Consider the following 17421-nt stretch of genomic DNA (forward strand, 5'->3'; position numbering starts at 1 on the left):
AAATATTTACTTAGTTCTTATCTATATATCTACGTGCGGCTATACCGTGCTCGGTAGGCGACCGCTCACAGCGACCGCACCGACCGCCAAGAGAGCGGACCGACGGCCGCGTAGCGTCTGGCCCGGCGAGCCGTGAACCCGAGTCCCTCGAACAGCGCCCGCGACGGGCGGTTGTCGAGCGCGACCAGGGCCGACGCGTCCGCCGCACCGCTGTCGGCCGCGTGTCGGCAGGCATGGGCGACCAGGGCCGTCGCGACGCCGCGATTTCGGTGCGCGGGGTCGACGAACACGCGCCGGAGATAGGCCCCGTCGAACGACAGCGTCCGGTCCAGCGGCGCGATGTCGTGAGACGCGCCGACGGAGCAAAACAGGTAACCAAGCGTCGCGTCGCCGTCGAACGCGCCGACGACGACTTCGCCGTCGCGCAGGTCGCCGACGGGCGGGTCGAGCGACGCGACGCGGTCCGGCGCGCAGACCACGACGGTGAACCCGGTCGGCGCGGTCCGTTCCACCGGGCTGTCGAGTGGCCGGGTGTACTCGTGCATCCAGGTCGCCGTGACGCCGGCCCGCGCCAGCGCGTCGTAGACGGCGCGTCCGTAGCGGTTGCGCGTCAGCCGCCACGCGCCCGTCATCGACGACCCTCCCGAACCGTCGACGCGGGCGGAACGCGACGGGGAGCGGCGCGGCGCGGACGGTATCTCGGACAATTCGGGGCGGCCACGGCTTCACTCGGTTGCGACAGCCCACCGCGTAATGCGTTGCTATGAGAGCTATATAGAAATCGCGACCCGCGCGAGCAGGGACCGCGCTTAACCGCGCGTAGCGCCAATCCGTTCGCATGAGCGAGACACAGACGAGCGAGCAGATCACAGTGTATTCCGACTACGTCTGCCCGTTCTGTTACCTCGGCCGCGAGTCGCTGCGCCAGTACCAGGCCACGCGCGAGGAGGCGCTCGAGATCGACTGGCAGCCCTTCGACCTGCGCAGCCAGCAGCGCGACGCCGACGGGGAGATCGACCACTCCGTCGACGACGGGAAAGACGAGGAGTACTACGAGCAGGCCAAGCAGGGCGTCCGGCGGTTACAGGAGCGATACGGGGTCGAGATGGAGCTCGATCTGTCGCGAGAGATCGACTCGCTGTCGGCCCAGATCGTCTCGTACTACGTGAAGGGCCACGCCGACTACGAGACGTGGCTGGCCTTCGACGAGGCGGTCTTCGAGGCGCTGTGGCAGGACGGCAGGGACATCGGCGACGAAGACCTGCTGGTCGAACTGGCCGAGGACGCGGGGGTCGACGGCGACGAGGTCCGGGCCGCGCTCGACGACGACGCCCTGCGCGCCGAGGTCCACGACCGCTTCGCACAGGCCCGCCGCCAGGGCGTGACCGGCGTCCCGACCTTCGCCTACGACGGGCACGCCGCCCGCGGCGCGGTCCCGCCGGAGCAACTGGAGCGGCTGGTCGACGGAGCCTGAGCGGCCCCGTCGCACGAACGCGAACTGGTCGGTCCCGATTCGAGCGGTCGCCGGTCCGGACGCGCCGGCGTCAGGCGACCCGGTTCTGCAGCGGGTCGCCGCGGGATATCCGCTCGACGTTCTCGCGGACGAGGGCCGCCACGTCCTCGTGGTAGCGGTTCGTCGCCGCAGCGACGTGTGGCGTGATGAGAACGGACTCGCGGTCCCACAGCGGGTGGTCCGGCGGGAGCGGCTCCTCCCAGTGTGCGTCGAGCGCCGCGCCCGCGATCTCCCCGTCGTCGAGCGCGGCCAGCAGCGCGTCCTCGCCGACCACCGGTCCGCGGGCGACGTTGACGAGATAGGCGTCCGCGCGCATCGCGTCCAGCAGCGCCGCGTCGACCAGCCCCTCGGTCTCCTCGGTGAGCGGACAGCAGAGCACGACGAAGCGGGCGTCCGCGGCGGCGGCGCGCAGGTCGTCGGGCGCGTACACCCGCTCGACGCCGTCGACGGGGTCGCCGGAGCGGCGGACGCCGACGACCTCCATCCCCAGCGCGTCGGCGCGCTCGGCGACCCCCCGACCGATGGTCCCGAGGCCGACGACGCAGACCCGCTCGCCGGAGAGCGTGAAGGCCGCGTCGTAGGGCTCCTGTCGCCACTCGCGCTGCCGCTGACGGTCGCGGTAGACGTGGAGTCGGCGGGCGACCGCCGTCAGATATCCGACGACGGTCTCCGGGACCGTGTCGCCGTGGATGCCGGTGCTGTTCGTGAGGGCGGTCCCGGCGGCCTCGTAGGCCGACACGTCGAACGCGTCATAGCCGGCGCGCACGCCGTGGACCCAGGCGGCGTCGAGGAACGCCTCTCGCGGTGAGAACGTGACGACGCAGTCGCCGGCGTCGAACGACGCGTCGTCGCCGACGACCTCGACCGAGCGGTCGAGGCCGCGGAGCGATTCGGCCACGCCCGCTGGCGGGCAGGCCGCCGCGACCGAGTCGTGAACGGCGATTCGGGCGATGTCCATACGCACTGCTGTGCGCGTCGAGCGGATAGTGTTTTCCCGGAGCGACGCGTTGCCCGCCACCGGCGGGGCAGCGTCGCCACGTTCGGAGACACTGGCGTCAGAAAACCGCGCGGTCGGCGCTCAGTCCCGTCGGCCGGTGTGCGCGTCGACGCGCATCTCGACGTACCGTCGCGACCAGCGTTCGGAGAACGCCTGCAGTCGTCGTGTTACGGTGGCGATGAGTCCGTCCGTCGGGGCTGGGTCGACCGCGTCGCTGTCGTCGTAGGAAGACTGCGCGTCCGTCTCGAGAGGCCCTTCTGGAAAACTCATTACGATAGTTGTTAGCACAGGGGATAAAATAAATATTAGGGATTCAACTCCACGCCAGCGATATTAAGGATTCCAGTCAGTAGCCGATATATTAGGGGTTCCAGCCAACACCGGCATCCTCTAGGTGCAGAGCGCCGCGACAGCCCCCGAAACGGTCACGAACGTTCGCCTGAGTCGTTCCAGACGACAAAGGATTTATACCCCAATTTCGAAAACTGGGCTCACGACTCAATGACCACGCCGTCATCGTCCAGCCGCCTCCAGAAGGCGTTTCTCAAGTACCAACACATCTTCGTGTTCCTGGCACCGCTCCTGTTCGTCGTCGGCGTGTACGTCGCCGCGCCGACGCCGGCCGACACGGGGCCGGGATACTGGACCGAGTACTGGTGGTTGTGCCTGGCGTTCGTCGTCGGTGCGACCATCGTCAACACGGTCGGAATCAGCGGGTCGGCGCTGTTCGTCCCGTTCCTCATCTTCGTCTTCCCGATCATCGCCGGGGAGTCGCTCACGCCGGAGACGCTCGTGAAGATCGGACTCATCAGCGAGTCCTTCGGTCTGTCGAGCTCGGCGCTCGCGTTCATCCAGTACGGCCTCGTCGACCGCCGACTGGCGCTGAGCCTCGTGCTCGGGGCCGTCCCGTTCGTCGTCGCCGGGGCGCTGCTGTCCTTTGTCATCCCGGAGCCGCTGTTTCACGCGCTGCTCGGCATCGCGCTCATCGCGGCCTCGATCCTGCTGTTCAAGGCCGACCTCAGCCACGAGGAGCCCGGGGAAGCGAGCGAGGGCGAGCCGGAAGTGACGGCCGACGGCGGCCCCGAGGCCGAGATGCCCGACGACGCCGACAAGCTCGGGCCGGCCGGCGTCGAGACGGCCGACGACGGCACGGTCACGCGCGTTGACCGCGATGGCAACGACTACGGCTACACGCGCGGGGGCTACCTCGAACGCTTCGCCAACTACAGCGTCGGCGGCGTCTTCCAGGGGCTCGCCGGCTTCGGCGTCGGCGAACTCGGCATCATCTCGATGCTGCGGACCAACGTCCCCGTCCGGGTCGCCATCGGGACGAACCACATCGTCGTCGCGATGACGGCCGTCCTGGCGTCGCTGGTCCACGTCTTCGGCGGGGGACTGGTCCCCGGCGGGCACTCGATGGACCTCGCCTCGACGCCGTGGAACATGGTCGTCTGGACGGTCCCGGCGACGGTGACCGGCGGCCAGATCGCCCCGTACGTCTCGACGGCGCTCGACACGGGCACGATCAAGAAGTTCGTCGGCGGCCTGTTCGCGGTCATCGCCGTCGCGCTCTTCCTGATGGCCGCGGGGGTGGCCTGACAGTGTACGACGACATCCTCCTGCCCACCGACGGCAGCCACGGGATGGACGCCGCGGCGACCCACGCCGGCGAGCTCGCCGCCCAGTTCGGCGCGACCGTCCACGTCCTCTCAGTGGTCGACACGCGCAACCGATTCGAGAGCCCGTCGAGCGGCCTCTCCGCCGACGCGTGGCTCGACGCCGAGCGCGAGCGGGCCGCCGAGGCCATCGACGACACCGTCGCGCAGTTACCCGACGACGTGACGGTCGAGACGGCGACGCGAGAAGGCGTCCCGACGACGGAGATCGTCGGCTTCGCCGAGGACGAGGGCGTCGACTTCGTCGTGATGGGGACCCACGGCCGGACCGGCCTGGACCACTACCTCATCGGCAGCGTCGCCGAGACGGTCGTCCGCGAGTCGCCGGTCCCGGTGCTGACCGTTCGGTTGTCCGAGACGTAGGACTCGGTCGGCAGCCCGCTCGTTTTCAGCCGTCGGCCCACGCGGCCGGCGGCGTGCCGACGATTCTGTGAACCGTCGCCAGCACCGCCTGGTGGAACGCGACGAGCACGACGACGCTGGCGACGATGACGGCGACCTCCGACGGCGTCGACAGCAGGCCGAGCGAGACGATGAGCGTCGTCGCACACGCCGGCGCGTGGATCGTGTCGGTGGCGATCATCCCCCAGCTCGTGGCGACGAGCGAGAGCGTCGCGCTCGCGACGAGGTGGAGGCCGCCCGAGGAGAACGCCGCGGGGTCGGCCGTCAGCGAGACGCCGCTGGCGAGAAGCGTGTACGCGGCCAGTCCGGCGACGCCGCCGATGAGGTGGCTCGCGACGGCCCGGGTCGAGCGATTCCAGTCGCCGTCGCGCTCGAAAGCGAGGATAAACGCCGAGGGGCCGAGGCTGGGGAAGACGAACGGCTGACCGCTCGCCCACGCGAGCCCGCCGAGGACGACGAACAGCACGCCCGCGTAGAGGCTCGTCCCGACCTCGTGTCGTCGCATTGGCTCACGGTAGGCGACTGGAGGGACAAGACGGTCACGGTCCGGAGAGCGGGGTCGGGCCTCGCCGGAACCGCGTTCTCAGACCGTCGTCGAGGGCGTCTCGACGCCGCTCGGCGACGACGGCGACGATCCGTCGGCGTCACGGAGCTGCTGGAACGCGACCGCCATGACCGCGGTCACGTACAGCGACACCGGGACCTGGATGACGACGTTTAGCAACTGGGAGGACGCCGCTGAGAGCGCGAACCCGCCGACGAAGCCGACGACGCCGCCCACCAGTCCCGCGGCGGCGACCACGATGACCAGCAGGCCGAACAGCGGCAGGCGCTCGCCCTCGGTGAGCCGGTAGCTCGCCTTGAGCGCGCTGACGAAGTTCCGGTCCTCGTCGATGATGTACGGTGCCATGAAAATGAACACGACGTACGCGAAGATACCGGGGACGAGCAACAGCAGCGACCCGACGAACACGAGCAGGCTGTAGACGAAGCCGCCGACGGCGAGGTTCACCATCGCCAGCGGGATGTTCCGGGTGAACGCGTCGTCGGGGAAACTGTCGCGCGCGCCGGCGATGAACGTCCGGAACGCGACGATCGAGAGGTACGCCGAGAGGATGGTCCCGAGCGCGACCCCTGCGCCGGCGACCGAGAGCGGGAGGTCGAGGACGAGCGGGAGCGCCGCGCGGACCTCCCCGAAGCCCATGTCCGTGAGGACCACGGCGACCATGGTATTGAGCATCGACTGGAAGCCGAGCATCAGGGCGAAAAACGCCCCGAGCAGTATCGCGCCGGTACGACTGACGAGTCTGTGCCCCGCCTCGCTGAGGGCGGAGCCGATCTGGAGGGCCATCACCGGGTGTTCACCGACCGGCGTCAAAAGCGTTGTCTCGGGCTGACAGGTCGTGCCACGACGGGAGGACGAGCCCGAGCGGCCGGCTTACGATCAGTTCTCGGTGAACGCGACCAGTTCCTCGGCCGGGACGAAGCCGTCCGCGCGGCGGTCGATCAGGTCCCCGTCCTCGAACAGCAGGAAGGTGGGGACGCTCCGGACCTCGAAGTCGGCGACGGCGTCGAGGTCGGCCTTCGGATTGAACACGACGACGGCGGCGTCGGTCGCGCGCGCCACGCCGTCCAGAATCGGCTCCATCGACTGGCAGATGGCACAGCCCGCGGTCCGGATCATCACCAGCACGCGATCCTCGGCCGCGAGCACGTCGTCGAGGGCGGCCCGCGTCTCGACGGTTCGGGGGCGAGCGTCTGTCGTTTCGGTCATGCGATAGCTACGCGCCGCACGCCAAAATACTCGGTGGCGAGGGCCAGAAGGAAGATGGATCGGTTGTGTTGAACCATCATCCGCTGATAGTTTGTTGGGACAGTGCTGAATACACAGCGCGTATGCCGCACGGAACAGGTGGGCTTTCAAAATCCAGTGTTTGAATTCCGTACAACGAACCAGTACTCCGCCTCGACACAAATATATGAGTGGTTGTTCAACTAATCATCTATGAGCTCGCAAACGAAACGACTCGAACGCCTCATCACTGAGAAAAACGGCGGGTGCTGTGACTCCGATATTGAGGAGCGGCTCGGTTCGCTGCGCTCGCATCACTCCGAGGTGCCTGCCGATTCTGACGCGGATCTAACCGCACTCAAGACGTTGGGAAGCGAGACGCGGTACGATATCGTTCGGTTGCTGGAGGCCGCGAATCGCGAGCTGTGTGTCTGTGAGATCAACCCGATTGTCGAGGTTAGTGGCAGTGCAGTTAGTCACGCTCTCTCCGATCTCTACGACGCTGGGCTCGTCACCCGGCGTAAAGACGGAACGTGGCGGTACTACGAGACGACCAATCGGGCCGAGGCGCTTCTGAAAGTCCTCGACGAGACGCGTGAGGGCGATCGATGAGCGACACACCAGTTCGTGTAGCGTTCATGTGCGTCCAGAACGCCGGTCGGTCACAGATGTCGACTGCATTTGCCGAACACGAGCGGGAGCGTCGACATCTCGACGACGTCGTCGAAATTCTCACTGGCGGAACCCATCCCGCCGATCACGTTCACGACGTGGTCGTAGAGGTGATGCGCGAGGAGGGCTTCGATCTCTCGAATCGCACGCCGCGGGAGATCTCGACAGGTGAACTCGAGTCGTGTGACTATGTAGCAACGATGGGCTGTTCGACGCTCGAACTCGATGCTCACGACGCTGATGTCGACATCCGTGACTGGGCACTGGACGATCCCGATGAGCAAGATCTTGACCGAGTCCGAGAAATCCGTGATGAGATCCGCGACCGTGTGAGCGCCCTTTTCGACGAGATCGAACGGGAGGTGACGACGAATGTCTGAGATGGAGGATTCATCGGCAGAATCCGGTCTCGATGCACAGACGCAGCGCAAGGTCGTCAGAGAGCGGTACGCGACCATCGCGACGGAGGACGGCGAAGAGGACGATCGCTGCTGTTCGCGCGAAAGGTCCCGTTGCAGTCCCGCGGAAACGACGTTGCCCACCGACGAGACGGCACGCCAGCTCGGGTACTCGGATACCGAGTTAGAGAGTGTCGAAGGGGACGCGAACTTGGGGTTGGGGTGTGGCAATCCCCAAGCGATTGCGTCGCTGAATGCTGGTGAAAGAGTGCTCGATCTCGGATCGGGTGCAGGCTTCGACTGCTTCCTCGCGGCTCAGGAAGTCGGCGAAACGGGCAGTGTAGTCGGCGTCGACATGACCCCGGAGATGGTCGAGAAAGCACGGGCGAACGCCGGTCGAAACGAAGCCGACACTGTCGAGTTCCGCCTCGGTGAGATCGAACACCTTCCCGTTTCGGACGACAGTATCGACGTGATTATCTCGAACTGTGTGGTGAACCTCTCGCCCGACAAGCCCCAAGTATTCGACGAGGCGTTTCGCGTGCTTCGACCGGCTGGACGCCTCGCGATTTCGGATGTCGTGCTGACTGCCGAGGTGCCATCCGGAGTCCGCGCCGATCCGGACTCCGTGGCATCCTGTGTCGCCGGTGCTTCGACTATCGATCGACTCGAGACGATACTCACCGACGCTGGCTTCGAATCTGTGAACATCTCGCCGAAAGACGACAGTGACGAGTTCATCCGCGATTGGGATGACGACTACGACGTGAGCGAGTTCCTCGTCTCCGCGGCCATCACCGCTCGAAAACCAGTGGTCGCCGATGAGTGACGGCGACGGCCACGACCACGGCCCGAACTGCGACTGTGAGAGCTGTGGCGACCCGCGGTCGATGGACTTCCTGGATAAGTACCTCACCGTCTGGATCCTCGGTGCGATGGCTGTCGGCGTGGGCCTCGGGTTCGTCGCTCCGTCGGTAACCCAACCGATTCAGGCGTTCCACCTCGTCGAAATCGGGCTCATCGCGATGATGTACCCGCCGCTGGCGAAGGCCGATTACTCACAGCTTCGGGCGGTGTTCAGCAACTGGCGCATCCTCGGATTGAGTCTCGTCCAGAACTGGCTGATCGGCCCGACGCTCATGTTCGGGCTCGCCGTGATCTTCTTCAGCGGGCTCGTTCCGGGCTTCCCTGCCCGTTCCGAGTTCTTCCTGGGGCTCGTCTTCATCGGAATGGCCCGCTGTATCGCGATGGTGCTCGTCTGGAATGAACTCGCAGAGGGCTCGACCGAGTACGTCACCGGCCTCGTCGCGTTCAACAGCCTCTTCCAGATCATCACATACGGTGTCTATATCTGGTTCTTCGGGCTGTTTCTCCCGCCACTACTCGGCATGGAGACGCTCGTCGCTGGGATTCAGAGCTTCAATGTGACACCGATGCAGGTGTTCGAGGCAATCGTCATTTTCCTCGGCATTCCCTTCGCCGGTGGATTCCTTACGCGATACGTCGGCACGCGAACCAGGGGCGAGGAGTGGTACGACGAGGAGCTGGTTCCGAAGATCGACCCCATCACGCTCGTCGCGCTTTTGTTTACCGTCATCGTGATGTTCGCCACTCAGGGTGAGAACATCGTCGCCGCGCCCGGTGACGTGCTTCTGATCGCCGTCCCGCTGACGATATACTTCGTCGTGATGTTCCTCGTCAGCTTCGGGATGGGCAAAGGTATCGGCGCGGACTACTCGACGACGACCGCCATCGGCTTCACTGCCGCCTCGAACAACTTCGAGCTCGCGATCGCCGTGGCAGTCGCCGTGTTCGGTGTCGGCTCCGGCATCGCGTTCACCACGGTTGTCGGCCCACTCATCGAGGTTCCTGTCCTGTTGGCGTTGGTCAACGTGGCCCTGTACTTCCAGCGTAAGTTCGACTGGAGTGGTGCCACGACTGGACAGATCAGCACGTCTCCTTCCCGCCTGTCCGCTGAAGACGACTGAGGTCAGGATACACCGACTGCAGCACACACAGACACTCATTGGTATACCGACAGAACAGACATATGATTGTTTTTTTCATCGTGTCATTAGCCAGCAGTTGACACGGTGAACACCGCCAACGAGAGGGAGCGGAGCGCCTATGAGGGCCGAGGTGCTGGCCACGGCTATGGACGCTGCGCTTGGCCCGCCAGCGAAGATGGCCGAGCTGGAGGGTGAACTGACGCCGATGATGGCGCAGTACTACGAGCTGTGTCGGCGCTACGACGAGGCGCTGGTCCTCTTTCAGGTCGGGGACTTCTACGAGGCGTTCTGCGGGGCCGCCGAGCGGGTCGCCCGACTGTGTGAGATCACGCTGACCAAACGGGAGGACTCGACCGGCGAGTACCCGATGGCGGGCATCCCCATCGACAACGCCGAGTCCTACGTCGAGACGCTGCTGGACGCGGGCTACCGGGTCGCCATCGCCGACCAGGTCGAGGACCCCGACGAGGTCAGCGGCGTCGTCGAGCGGGCGGTGACCCGCATCGTCACGCCGGGGACGCTCACCGAGAGCGAACTGCTCGGCGGCGCGGACAACAACTACGTCGCGGCGCTCACCGCCGGCGAGCGCTACGGCCTGGCGCTGCTCGACGTGTCGACCGGCGACTGCTACGCCACGAGCGTCGCCTCGGAGACCGCCGTCGCGGACGAACTCAGTCGGTTCGGGCCGGCGGAGGCCATCGTCGGGCCCGACGTGGACGTGGACCGCGACGCCGTCTTCGGGCCGGCGTGTCTCGTGACGCGCTACGAGGACTCGGCTTTCGACCGCGAGCGGGCGGACGAGCGCGTCGAGCAGTACTTCGGGCCGCCCGAGCGCCTGCTCGCCGGCGACGCCGAGGTCCGGGCCTGCGGCGCGCTACTGGCCTACGCCGAGTACACGCGCGGCAGCGCGGGCGCGGTCGGTCCCGACGGCGAACCGGTCGACCCCGACGTGGACCCGGCGGGGACGCTCGACTACCTCAATCACCTCACGCGCTACGACCCGCGGGAGTACATGCTGCTCGACGCGGTGGCCGTCGAGAGCCTCGAACTGTTCGAGCGCCGGTCGGTGCGCGGCCACGAGAACCGCACGCTCGTCGACACCGTCGACGAGACGGCCTGCGCGCTGGGTCGGCGGAAGCTGACCGACTGGCTCCGTCGCCCGCTGCTCGACGCCGACCGCATCGAGGCGCGCCACGGCGCGGTCGCAGAACTCCAGCGCGACCCCGCGCGCCGGGAGGAGCTGTCGGCCCTGCTGTCTGAGGTGTACGACCTCGAACGGCTCGTCTCGCGCGTCTCGCGGGGCCGGGCGAACGCGCGGGACCTCCGGTCGCTGGCGTCGACGCTCGCCGTCGTGCCCGAGGTCCGGGACGCGCTTTCCGACGCCGACGCGCGCCTGCTCGCGGACCTGCACGCGACGCTCGACCCGCTCACCGAAGTCCGCGAGGAGATCGAGGCGGCGATCCGGCCGGACCCGCCACAGGAGGTGACCGAGGGCGGCGTCATTCGCGAGGGCTACGACGAGGAACTCGACGACCTCCGGTCGACGGAGCGGTCGGGCAAGGCCTGGATCGACGACCTGGAGGCGAGCGAGCGCGAGCGGACCGGTATCGACTCGCTGAAGGTCGGCCACACGTCCGTCCACGGCTACTACATCGAGGTGACCAACGCCAACCTCGACGCCGTGCCCGAGGACTACCAGCGCCGCCAGACGCTGAAGAACAGCGAGCGCTACTACACGCCGGAACTCAAGGAACGCGAGGAGGAGATCCTGCGCGCCGAGAGCGAGGCCGACGACCTGGAGTACGACCTGTTCTGTGCGGTCCGCGACGAGGTGGCCGGGGAGGCCGAGCGGGTGCAGGCGCTCGCGGACCGCCTCGCCCGCCTCGACGTGCTGGTCTCGTTCGCCGCGGTCGCGGCGCAGTACGACTACTGCCGGCCGACCGTCGGGAGCGACGGCATCGACGTCACCGCCGGCCGCCACCCGGTCGTCGAGCGGACCCAGGACGCCTTCGTTCCCAACGACACGCACCTCGGGAGCGGGCCGGTCGCTGACGGGGCCGAGGGCCAGACGGCCGACAGCGGCGACGACGGCGAGTTCGAGCCCTTCTTCGCCGTCGTGACCGGCCCGAACATGAGCGGGAAGTCGACGTACATGCGGCAGGTCGCCCTGCTCTGTCTGCTCGCGCAGGCCGGGAGCTTCGTCCCGGCCGCGGCGGCCGACCTCCCGATCCTCGACCGCGTGTTCACCCGCGTCGGGGCCAGCGACGACATCGCCGGCGGCCGCTCGACGTTCATGATCGAGATGACCGAACTGGCGACGATCCTCGACGAAGCGACGGCCGACTCGCTGGTCCTGCTCGACGAGGTTGGCCGCGGCACGTCGACTGCCGACGGACTTGCGATTGCCCGCGCCGTGACGGAGCACCTCCACGACGAGGTGGGCGCGTACACGCTGTTCGCGACCCACCACCACGACCTGACCGCCGTCGCGGCCGACCTGCCCGGCGCGACGAACCGCCACTTCGAGACCAGCCGCGAGGACGGCGACGTGGCGTTCGACCACGAACTCGTCCCCGGCCCGGCGGCGGCCTCATACGGCGTCGAGGTCGCCGACATGGCGGGCGTACCCGATCCCGTCGTCGAGCGATCGCGGGCGCTCCTGACCGACGCCGAGGCCGATGTGGCAGCCGTTGAGGAGGACGACCGCGAGCGAGAGACGGACGCGACAGATGTGGGCGACGAGACCGACGACGCGGACCGAGACGCCGAGTCCGCGAGCGAAACGACGGAGGCGGTCGCGGCGACGAACGGACGGACCGGCGAGACGGTCCGGGCGAACGGGGCCGGCGGCGACGGCGAGTCGATTCGCGAGCGCCTCGCCGACCTGGACGTGGCGACGATGACGCCGATCGAGGCGATGAACGCGCTCGCGGCCCTGCAAGAGCGGGTCGACGAGTAGCCGGTCAGCGGTCGTCGCCCAGCGACGCCTCGTGCGGGCAGGTGAACAGGGCCGCGACGAGTTTCCGCTCGGCCGCCCGCAGGTGCTTGTGGAGCGTCGGCTCGGAGATGTCGAGGACCGTCGCCAGGTCTCCGGCCGTCGCCTCGCGCGGCCAGTGGTAGTAGCCCGCCTCGTGGGCCGCGTCGAGCACCTCCTGCTGTCGGTCGGTCAGCGACTCGGTGAGAGCGGCGTAGTTCTGGAAGCCGAACAGCGGGACGATCGAGTCACACTGCCGTTTCGACGCGAGGTCGGCGTCGGGGTGGTCGTCGAGAAAGGACTCGATGACCGCCGCGACCTCCGTCTGTCGCGGCACGTCCGCCACGACGGTTCCCCGGCCGTCGACACTCCGGGCGGCCTGTGGCACAGCGCCGGCGTCGGCCAGCGAGACGATCGGACAGTTGTCCCGCACGTCGATCTCGACCAGGCCACCGTCGTCGGTCCGTCCCAGCACTCGCGCCGCTCCGTGGCCCTCGTCTTCGATCCGCGCCGTGAGCCGGTCGGGCCGAGCGCCGTCGATGGAGAAGAACTCGGCGTACGTGCCGTCGGTCTGCGGGAGGCACTTCTCCAGCAGCACGGAACACGACTCCCGCTCGGAGACCGTCACGAAGGGGAACTCACCGCCCGAGAGATCGAACTCGACGCGGGCCACCGTCCGCTCGCCACCGGCCTGTGAAGTCATACCACACGATAGGTAGTGATACCAGAAAATAGTCTAGCATGAATCATGAAAATTAATTAAACATACTAGCCACAGGGACCATTAGAATCGTTCGAGAAGGGAACACGAGGGGCCACAAATAGTGTCCAACTCCACTCGATCCGTCACGGCGACGCGCGTGGCCGACCAGTCCGTCGTCAGTGCGATCGTCGAGGCGGTAGCGGCCGCGGAGGGACGGCCCATCAGGTCACTCCCGCCGCTGGCGCACAGCATCAACCCGGACGCGCTGACGGCGTGTATCGTCGATTCGAACACCGACGGGCACGTCGCCTTCGACTACTGCGACCACCGCGTGGTCGTTCACACCGACAGGACCGTCACGGTGGACTGACGGTGGTGACGTCGACGAACGGCAGTCACGCGGCGGTGGATCAGGGCGGTTCGACCGCGACGAACTCCAGGCCCTTCCGGGCGAGCAATTGGCGCGCCCGGTCGGTCACCGAGGGAGCGACGAGGACGCCGCGGACCTCGCTGTCGGCGTGTAAGTCGCGTTCGAGCGCCTCGACGTAGCGGCCCAGTTGGCCGACGGCGTCCGGTCCGACCCGGCGGCGCTTGAGTTCGACGACGACCGTCCGCCCCTCGCTGTCCTCGCCGTAGACGTCGACCGCTCCCGCGGCCGTCTCGCGCTCGGTCGCCAGCGGCGTGAACCCCTCCTCGACGAGTGCCGGGGTTTCGAGGATACGTTCCTTCAGGTCGGCCTCGGTCCCGGTGAGCGCGAGGTCCGCGGAGTCGCTCACGTCGAAGGCCGCGGCGTGGGCGACCGTCTCGAAGGCGACTTCGAGCGACTCGTCGGGCGTCGACCGCGTGGAGCGGACGACGAGCGTGCCGTCGTCGACGGTGACGCTGTGGTCACAGCCCGGCGGCTGCCAGTTCACCGGCTGCTGGCCCTCGTCGGTGTGGACCAGCGCGGCCCCGTCGGGCTTGAGCATCACGTGGCGGTCCCCCGGACCCAGCGAACTGGCCGCCCGCCCCTCGTACTCGACCGTACAGGTGCCAAAGAGCGTCACCAGCGCGCCCCGCTCGGCGTTGCGCGACGCGAGGTCGCAGGCGGCGGCGGGGTCGGGGTACGTCAGCGTCTCGACGGCGGTCACGTGTGGCGGTTAGCGACCCCCGCGTAAAAAGGACGCGTCGTCCGGCAGGTTGACGGCCGCCGCCCGCTTCCGGAGCGCCGCGAGCAGGTCTGTCCGGACCCGTTCGGGAGGCCGTCCCGCGTCGACGGCGCGGACGGCCGCCTCTCTGCGGTCGACCCACCAGTCCCGAAGCGCTTCGAGGTCGTCGCTGCGTGCGAGCGCGACGTCGTCGAAGTCCGAGAGCCCGGGGTCGAGCCAGCAGACCGCGTAGGTTCGGACCGCCTCGTCGCGGACGACCAGTCGCTCGTAGGTCGCGTCGAGCGCGTCGAGGACCGCCGCGCCGGTCCAGTCGCCTCCGAGCGGGCGGGACTGCGCGACCGGGTCGGCGTCGACCCCCCAGTGGGCGTACCGGCAGTCGTAGCGGCCGTCAGCCCGGGCGACGGCGACGAGCGTGCGGCGGCCCATCAGGGCCCTCCAAGCGCGTTCGCGGACATGGCAGGGTCTGGTCGCGGCCCCGTATTTCAACGCTGGGCTCGGTCGGTTCGAAGTCGCACCCTCCGCACCGATTCCGGGGGAGCGCGTCCGTGCGACCCGAGATTAGTGTCCCGTGGTAACTCGGCACAACCCTCAAGTAGCACGTCACCGTACGTACACATATGATGGTGAGCGAGTGGCTCTACGGCGCGATCGCGCTCCTCGTCGGGCTCCACGTCCTGACCATGCTGTACGCCTACCGCCACCGCGGCGATCCGGCCGGGACCAGCGCCAGCAGCGACGGCGAGGCGCGCCGGGGAACGGCCACCGACGACGACACCGAAGCCATCAGTTGCCCCCACTGCGGCGCGTCGAACGAGCTCGACTATCAGTTCTGCCGGCAGTGCGTCGCCGACCTGACCAGTGGGTCCCCGCAGAACCGGCCGACCGACCGGAGCCAGCCGTACTGACCACCGAAGACGCGGACCGCGACCGCGGCGACCGACGTTCTCGTCAGGTATTCGACCGTTCTCGACGACACGGTTTTATCCAGGGAGCGTGCGGTTAGGGCGTATGCGCTTCGGAGTCATCTCGACGGCCAAGATCGGACGCGAAGACGTGATCCCCGGCATCCAGAAGTCTGACCACACGGTGGCGGCGATCAGTTCCCGCGACGCCGACCGCGCGAGACAGGTCGCAGACGACCTCGGCATCGAGTCCGCCTACGGCGACTACGAGACGATGTTCGCCGAGGCGGACATCGACGCCGTCTACAACCCGCTTCCCAACGGCCTCCACGCCGAGTGGAGCATGGAAGCGGCCGACCACGGCCTCCACGTGCTCTGTGAGAAGCCGCTAGCGGTCGACGCCGCCGAAGCAGCGGACGTTTTCGACTACTGCGCCGAGCAGGGCGTCGAACTGATGGAGGCATTCATGTACCAGTTCCATCCGCGCACGGAGCGCGCGCGAGAGATCGTCAACGAGGAACTGGGCGAGATACACACCGTCGACGCGTCGTTCAAGTTCCCGCTCGACAATCCGAACAACATCCGGCTGGACCCGGGCCTCGCCGGGGGGAGCCTGATGGACGTGGGCTGTTACGCCGTCAGCGCGGCGCGGGGCTTCCTCGGAGAGCCGGACCGCGCGTTCGCGCACACGCGAGACTCCTGGGATTCGGGCGTCGACACGAATCTCGCGGGCGTGCTGTCCTACGACGACGGGAGCGTCGCGTCGGTCTCAAGCGGCTTCGACGGCCCGGACCGCGACTACTACCGCGTCGAGACCGACGACGGCTGGCTCGAAGCGCCGAACTGCTTCGGGCCGGAGCACGACCAGTCCGTGTCGCTGACCTACAGCGTGGACGGCCGCGAGGTCACCGAGACGTTCGACCCCGTCGACCACTACCAGCTCCAGGTGCAGGCGTTCGCCGACGCCGTCGAGAGCGGGGCGAGCCCGCCGCTCGGCCCCGAGGAGACGCTCGGGAACATGCGCGCCATCGACGCGCTGGCTCAGAGCGCCGAGCGCGGCGAACCAGTCGCCGTGGCCGGCTCGGAGTAACCGAGCGCAGACGACGGGGGACGAGTCCGGCCGTCCGGACGAACGCGGCGCGAAACGGTTTTTGCGGCGGCGAGTGAGGCACGTACTGTGACACCCCCAACAGTGACACTGCCGAGCGGTGACGAACTGCCGATGGCCGGCGTCGGGACGTGGGACATCGCGGGCGACACCGTCAAATCGTCCGTCCGAGCCGGCCTCGACGCCGGCTACGGGCACGTCGACACGGCCGAAGGCTACAAGAACGAAGCCGAGATCGGCGAGGCGCTCGCCGACTACGACCGCGAGGACGTGTTCCTCACCTCCAAGGTACTGCCGAAGCACCTCGACTACGAGTCCGTCGTCGAGTCCTGCGAGGCCTCGCTGTCGCGCCTCGGGACCGACTACCTCGATCTCTATCTCGTCCACTGGCCCAACCCCGCGGTCTCCATCCGGGAGACGATGGACGCGATGGCCACGCTCCAGGACCAGGGCAAAGTCCGCAACGTCGGCGTCTCGAACTTCAGCGCCTCACAGCTCGGGGCCGCTCAGCACGTCGCCGACGTGCCCATCGCGGTCAATCAGATCGAGTACCACCCCTGGAACACCCAGGACCAGGTGGTCGAGTTCTGCCGCGACACCGACACCGTCGTCGAGGCCGCCGCGCCGCTCGCGCGGACCGAGGTGTTCGCCGACGAGACGGTCCAGGACGTCGCCGAGAAATACGACCGGTCGCCGGCCCAGGTCGTCCTCAAGTGGGCCGTCGAGAACGGCGTGGTCGTCCTGCCGAAGTCCTCCTCGCCTGAGCACGTCCGCCAGAACCTCGACCTGTTCGACTGGGACATGGACGACGCCGACCGCGAGCGCATCGACGCCATCGACCGCGAGAAAGCGGTCTACGACACCGGCGTCTACGACTGGACGCAGGACACCTACGGCATCTCGCAGTAGGTCGAGATGGTTTCTCCGCCCGCGCTGGACCGCCGGGACGCCGCGGCCGCGGCGTCCGTCGTCGCCCTGCTTGCAGTCGCGTACGTCATCGTTCCCGACCCGACGGTCCAGTACGGGACGTGGCTCGTGGTCTTTTGCATCTGGATGGCGTGGTTCGTCTCGTACGGTGCACGATGGTTATACGGCCCCTAACGGCCGCCTCGAAGGTTTTACTCGAT

Annotated in this window: 22 protein-coding genes; 13 read left to right on the top strand and 9 right to left on the bottom strand. The window is 67.6% G+C overall.

Annotated elements, in window-relative coordinates:
• Positions 1–65: 65 nt before the first annotated feature.
• A complete protein-coding gene (locus tag GM656_RS08950) occupies positions 66–632 on the bottom strand; it encodes a GNAT family N-acetyltransferase (RefSeq protein ID WP_162413329.1) in 567 nt (188 codons plus the stop codon).
• A gap of 206 nt (positions 633–838) precedes the next feature.
• Between GM656_RS08950 and GM656_RS08955 the strand changes: the two genes are divergently transcribed.
• Positions 839–1474 (top strand): DsbA family oxidoreductase, encoded by a 636-nt coding sequence (locus tag GM656_RS08955; RefSeq protein ID WP_162413330.1) that lies wholly within the window; start codon positions 839–841, stop codon positions 1472–1474.
• A 70-nt stretch (positions 1475–1544) separates the two neighbouring features.
• On the opposite strand, the gene ddh is transcribed toward GM656_RS08955, so the two are convergent.
• Together ddh and GM656_RS08965 are read right to left on the bottom strand one after the other, a co-directional pair.
• Complete coding sequence (gene ddh / locus GM656_RS08960; protein WP_162413331.1) at positions 1545–2471, bottom strand: D-2-hydroxyacid dehydrogenase; 927 nt, start codon at positions 2469–2471, stop codon at positions 1545–1547.
• Between the two features lie 120 nt (positions 2472–2591).
• Positions 2592–2780, bottom strand: coding sequence for a hypothetical protein (locus tag GM656_RS08965; protein WP_162413332.1), 189 nt, complete (start codon positions 2778–2780; stop codon positions 2592–2594).
• Between the two features lie 231 nt (positions 2781–3011).
• Between GM656_RS08965 and GM656_RS08970 the strand changes: the two genes are divergently transcribed.
• Both GM656_RS08970 and GM656_RS08975 read left to right on the top strand, forming a co-directional pair.
• Positions 3012–4109 carry a sulfite exporter TauE/SafE family protein gene (locus GM656_RS08970; RefSeq protein WP_162413333.1) on the top strand — a complete coding sequence of 366 codons (1098 nt, stop codon included), beginning with the start codon at positions 3012–3014 and terminating at the stop codon, positions 4107–4109.
• A gap of 2 nt (positions 4110–4111) precedes the next feature.
• Positions 4112–4549: a universal stress protein gene (locus GM656_RS08975; protein ID WP_162413334.1), complete on the top strand. Its 438-nt coding sequence runs from the start codon at positions 4112–4114 to the stop codon at positions 4547–4549.
• A gap of 25 nt (positions 4550–4574) precedes the next feature.
• Here GM656_RS08975 and GM656_RS08980 read toward each other — a convergent pair whose 3' ends face one another.
• The 3 genes from GM656_RS08980 to GM656_RS08990 form a co-directional block, all read right to left on the bottom strand.
• The gene (locus tag GM656_RS08980) at positions 4575–5093 is read right to left on the bottom strand and encodes an HPP family protein (RefSeq protein WP_162413335.1); all 519 of its coding nucleotides are present in this window, start codon (positions 5091–5093) and stop codon (positions 4575–4577) included.
• Positions 5094–5171: 78 nt separating this feature from the next.
• On the bottom strand, positions 5172–5939 hold the full coding sequence (locus GM656_RS08985; protein ID WP_162413336.1) for a hypothetical protein: 768 nt from the start codon (positions 5937–5939) through the stop codon (positions 5172–5174).
• A 93-nt stretch (positions 5940–6032) separates the two neighbouring features.
• The gene (locus GM656_RS08990; RefSeq protein ID WP_162413337.1) at positions 6033–6362 is read right to left on the bottom strand and encodes a thioredoxin family protein; all 330 of its coding nucleotides are present in this window, start codon (positions 6360–6362) and stop codon (positions 6033–6035) included.
• A 231-nt stretch (positions 6363–6593) separates the two neighbouring features.
• On the opposite strand from GM656_RS08990, the gene GM656_RS08995 reads away from it, so the two are divergent.
• The 5 genes from GM656_RS08995 (at position 6594) to mutS (ending at position 12418) form a co-directional block, all read left to right on the top strand.
• A complete protein-coding gene (locus GM656_RS08995) occupies positions 6594–6992 on the top strand; it encodes an ArsR/SmtB family transcription factor (protein WP_162413338.1) in 399 nt (132 codons plus the stop codon).
• Positions 6989–7432, top strand: a complete 444-nt coding sequence (locus tag GM656_RS09000) for a low molecular weight phosphatase family protein (protein ID WP_162413339.1) — start codon at positions 6989–6991, stop codon at positions 7430–7432. The genes GM656_RS08995 and GM656_RS09000 overlap by 4 nt, the downstream gene beginning before the upstream one ends.
• Complete coding sequence (arsM, locus tag GM656_RS09005) at positions 7425–8279, top strand: arsenite methyltransferase (RefSeq protein ID WP_162413340.1); 855 nt, start codon at positions 7425–7427, stop codon at positions 8277–8279. The genes GM656_RS09000 and arsM overlap by 8 nt, the downstream gene beginning before the upstream one ends.
• A complete protein-coding gene (gene arsB, locus GM656_RS09010; RefSeq protein WP_162413341.1) occupies positions 8272–9438 on the top strand; it encodes an ACR3 family arsenite efflux transporter in 1167 nt (388 codons plus the stop codon). Before arsM ends, arsB begins: the two co-directional genes overlap by 8 nt.
• Positions 9439–9604: 166 nt before the next feature.
• On the top strand, positions 9605–12418 hold the full coding sequence (mutS, locus tag GM656_RS09015; protein WP_162413342.1) for a DNA mismatch repair protein MutS: 2814 nt from the start codon (positions 9605–9607) through the stop codon (positions 12416–12418).
• 4 nt (positions 12419–12422) lie between these two features.
• On the opposite strand, the gene GM656_RS09020 is transcribed toward mutS, so the two are convergent.
• Positions 12423–13136, bottom strand: a complete 714-nt coding sequence (locus GM656_RS09020; protein WP_162413343.1) for a helix-turn-helix domain-containing protein — start codon at positions 13134–13136, stop codon at positions 12423–12425.
• Positions 13137–13257: 121 nt separating this feature from the next.
• Here GM656_RS09020 and GM656_RS09025 point away from each other — a divergent pair, with 121 nt between their 5' ends.
• Positions 13258–13506 (top strand): HalOD1 output domain-containing protein, encoded by a 249-nt coding sequence (locus GM656_RS09025; protein ID WP_162413344.1) that lies wholly within the window; start codon positions 13258–13260, stop codon positions 13504–13506.
• A 40-nt stretch (positions 13507–13546) separates the two neighbouring features.
• On the opposite strand, the gene nucS is transcribed toward GM656_RS09025, so the two are convergent.
• Positions 13547–14266: an endonuclease NucS gene (gene nucS / locus GM656_RS09030; protein ID WP_162413345.1), complete on the bottom strand. Its 720-nt coding sequence runs from the start codon at positions 14264–14266 to the stop codon at positions 13547–13549.
• A gap of 9 nt (positions 14267–14275) precedes the next feature.
• Positions 14276–14710, bottom strand: coding sequence for a DUF6735 family protein (locus tag GM656_RS09035; RefSeq protein WP_162413346.1), 435 nt, complete (start codon positions 14708–14710; stop codon positions 14276–14278).
• Positions 14711–14901: 191 nt separating this feature from the next.
• On the opposite strand from GM656_RS09035, the gene GM656_RS09040 reads away from it, so the two are divergent.
• The 4 genes from GM656_RS09040 (at position 14902) to GM656_RS09055 (ending at position 17395) form a co-directional block, all read left to right on the top strand.
• On the top strand, positions 14902–15189 hold the full coding sequence (locus GM656_RS09040) for a DUF7577 domain-containing protein (RefSeq protein WP_162413347.1): 288 nt from the start codon (positions 14902–14904) through the stop codon (positions 15187–15189).
• Positions 15190–15292: 103 nt separating this feature from the next.
• On the top strand, positions 15293–16276 hold the full coding sequence (locus tag GM656_RS09045) for a Gfo/Idh/MocA family protein (RefSeq protein ID WP_162413348.1): 984 nt from the start codon (positions 15293–15295) through the stop codon (positions 16274–16276).
• Between the two features lie 132 nt (positions 16277–16408).
• Positions 16409–17203 carry an aldo/keto reductase gene (locus GM656_RS09050; RefSeq protein WP_162413784.1) on the top strand — a complete coding sequence of 265 codons (795 nt, stop codon included), beginning with the start codon at positions 16409–16411 and terminating at the stop codon, positions 17201–17203.
• 6 nt (positions 17204–17209) lie between these two features.
• Positions 17210–17395, top strand: coding sequence for a hypothetical protein (locus GM656_RS09055; RefSeq protein ID WP_162413349.1), 186 nt, complete (start codon positions 17210–17212; stop codon positions 17393–17395).
• Positions 17396–17421 lie beyond the last annotated feature (26 nt).

The sequence above is a fragment of the Haloarcula salina genome (assembly GCF_010119195.1).
In the GTDB taxonomy this organism is placed as follows: domain Archaea; phylum Halobacteriota; class Halobacteria; order Halobacteriales; family Haloarculaceae; genus Haloarcula; species Haloarcula salina.

Coding starts and splice junctions, on each gene's coding strand:
- arsM (WP_162413340.1), top strand. CDS start 7,425: ATGTCTGAGATGGAGGATTCATCGGCAGAATCCGGTCTCGATGCACAG.
- GM656_RS09000 (WP_162413339.1), top strand. CDS start 6,989: ATGAGCGACACACCAGTTCGTGTAGCGTTCATGTGCGTCCAGAACGCC.
- GM656_RS08950 (WP_162413329.1), bottom strand. CDS start 632: ATGACGGGCGCGTGGCGGCTGACGCGCAACCGCTACGGACGCGCCGTC.
- GM656_RS08965 (WP_162413332.1), bottom strand. CDS start 2,780: ATGAGTTTTCCAGAAGGGCCTCTCGAGACGGACGCGCAGTCTTCCTAC.
- GM656_RS08995 (WP_162413338.1), top strand. CDS start 6,594: ATGAGCTCGCAAACGAAACGACTCGAACGCCTCATCACTGAGAAAAAC.
- GM656_RS08970 (WP_162413333.1), top strand. CDS start 3,012: ATGACCACGCCGTCATCGTCCAGCCGCCTCCAGAAGGCGTTTCTCAAG.
- GM656_RS09050 (WP_162413784.1), top strand. CDS start 16,409: ATGGCCGGCGTCGGGACGTGGGACATCGCGGGCGACACCGTCAAATCG.
- GM656_RS08990 (WP_162413337.1), bottom strand. CDS start 6,362: ATGACCGAAACGACAGACGCTCGCCCCCGAACCGTCGAGACGCGGGCC.
- GM656_RS09045 (WP_162413348.1), top strand. CDS start 15,293: ATGCGCTTCGGAGTCATCTCGACGGCCAAGATCGGACGCGAAGACGTG.
- arsB (WP_162413341.1), top strand. CDS start 8,272: ATGAGTGACGGCGACGGCCACGACCACGGCCCGAACTGCGACTGTGAG.
- GM656_RS08985 (WP_162413336.1), bottom strand. CDS start 5,939: ATGGCCCTCCAGATCGGCTCCGCCCTCAGCGAGGCGGGGCACAGACTC.
- GM656_RS09055 (WP_162413349.1), top strand. CDS start 17,210: ATGGTTTCTCCGCCCGCGCTGGACCGCCGGGACGCCGCGGCCGCGGCG.
- GM656_RS09040 (WP_162413347.1), top strand. CDS start 14,902: ATGATGGTGAGCGAGTGGCTCTACGGCGCGATCGCGCTCCTCGTCGGG.
- ddh (WP_162413331.1), bottom strand. CDS start 2,471: ATGGACATCGCCCGAATCGCCGTTCACGACTCGGTCGCGGCGGCCTGC.
- mutS (WP_162413342.1), top strand. CDS start 9,605: ATGGACGCTGCGCTTGGCCCGCCAGCGAAGATGGCCGAGCTGGAGGGT.
- GM656_RS09020 (WP_162413343.1), bottom strand. CDS start 13,136: ATGACTTCACAGGCCGGTGGCGAGCGGACGGTGGCCCGCGTCGAGTTC.
- GM656_RS08955 (WP_162413330.1), top strand. CDS start 839: ATGAGCGAGACACAGACGAGCGAGCAGATCACAGTGTATTCCGACTAC.
- GM656_RS08980 (WP_162413335.1), bottom strand. CDS start 5,093: ATGCGACGACACGAGGTCGGGACGAGCCTCTACGCGGGCGTGCTGTTC.
- GM656_RS09035 (WP_162413346.1), bottom strand. CDS start 14,710: ATGGGCCGCCGCACGCTCGTCGCCGTCGCCCGGGCTGACGGCCGCTAC.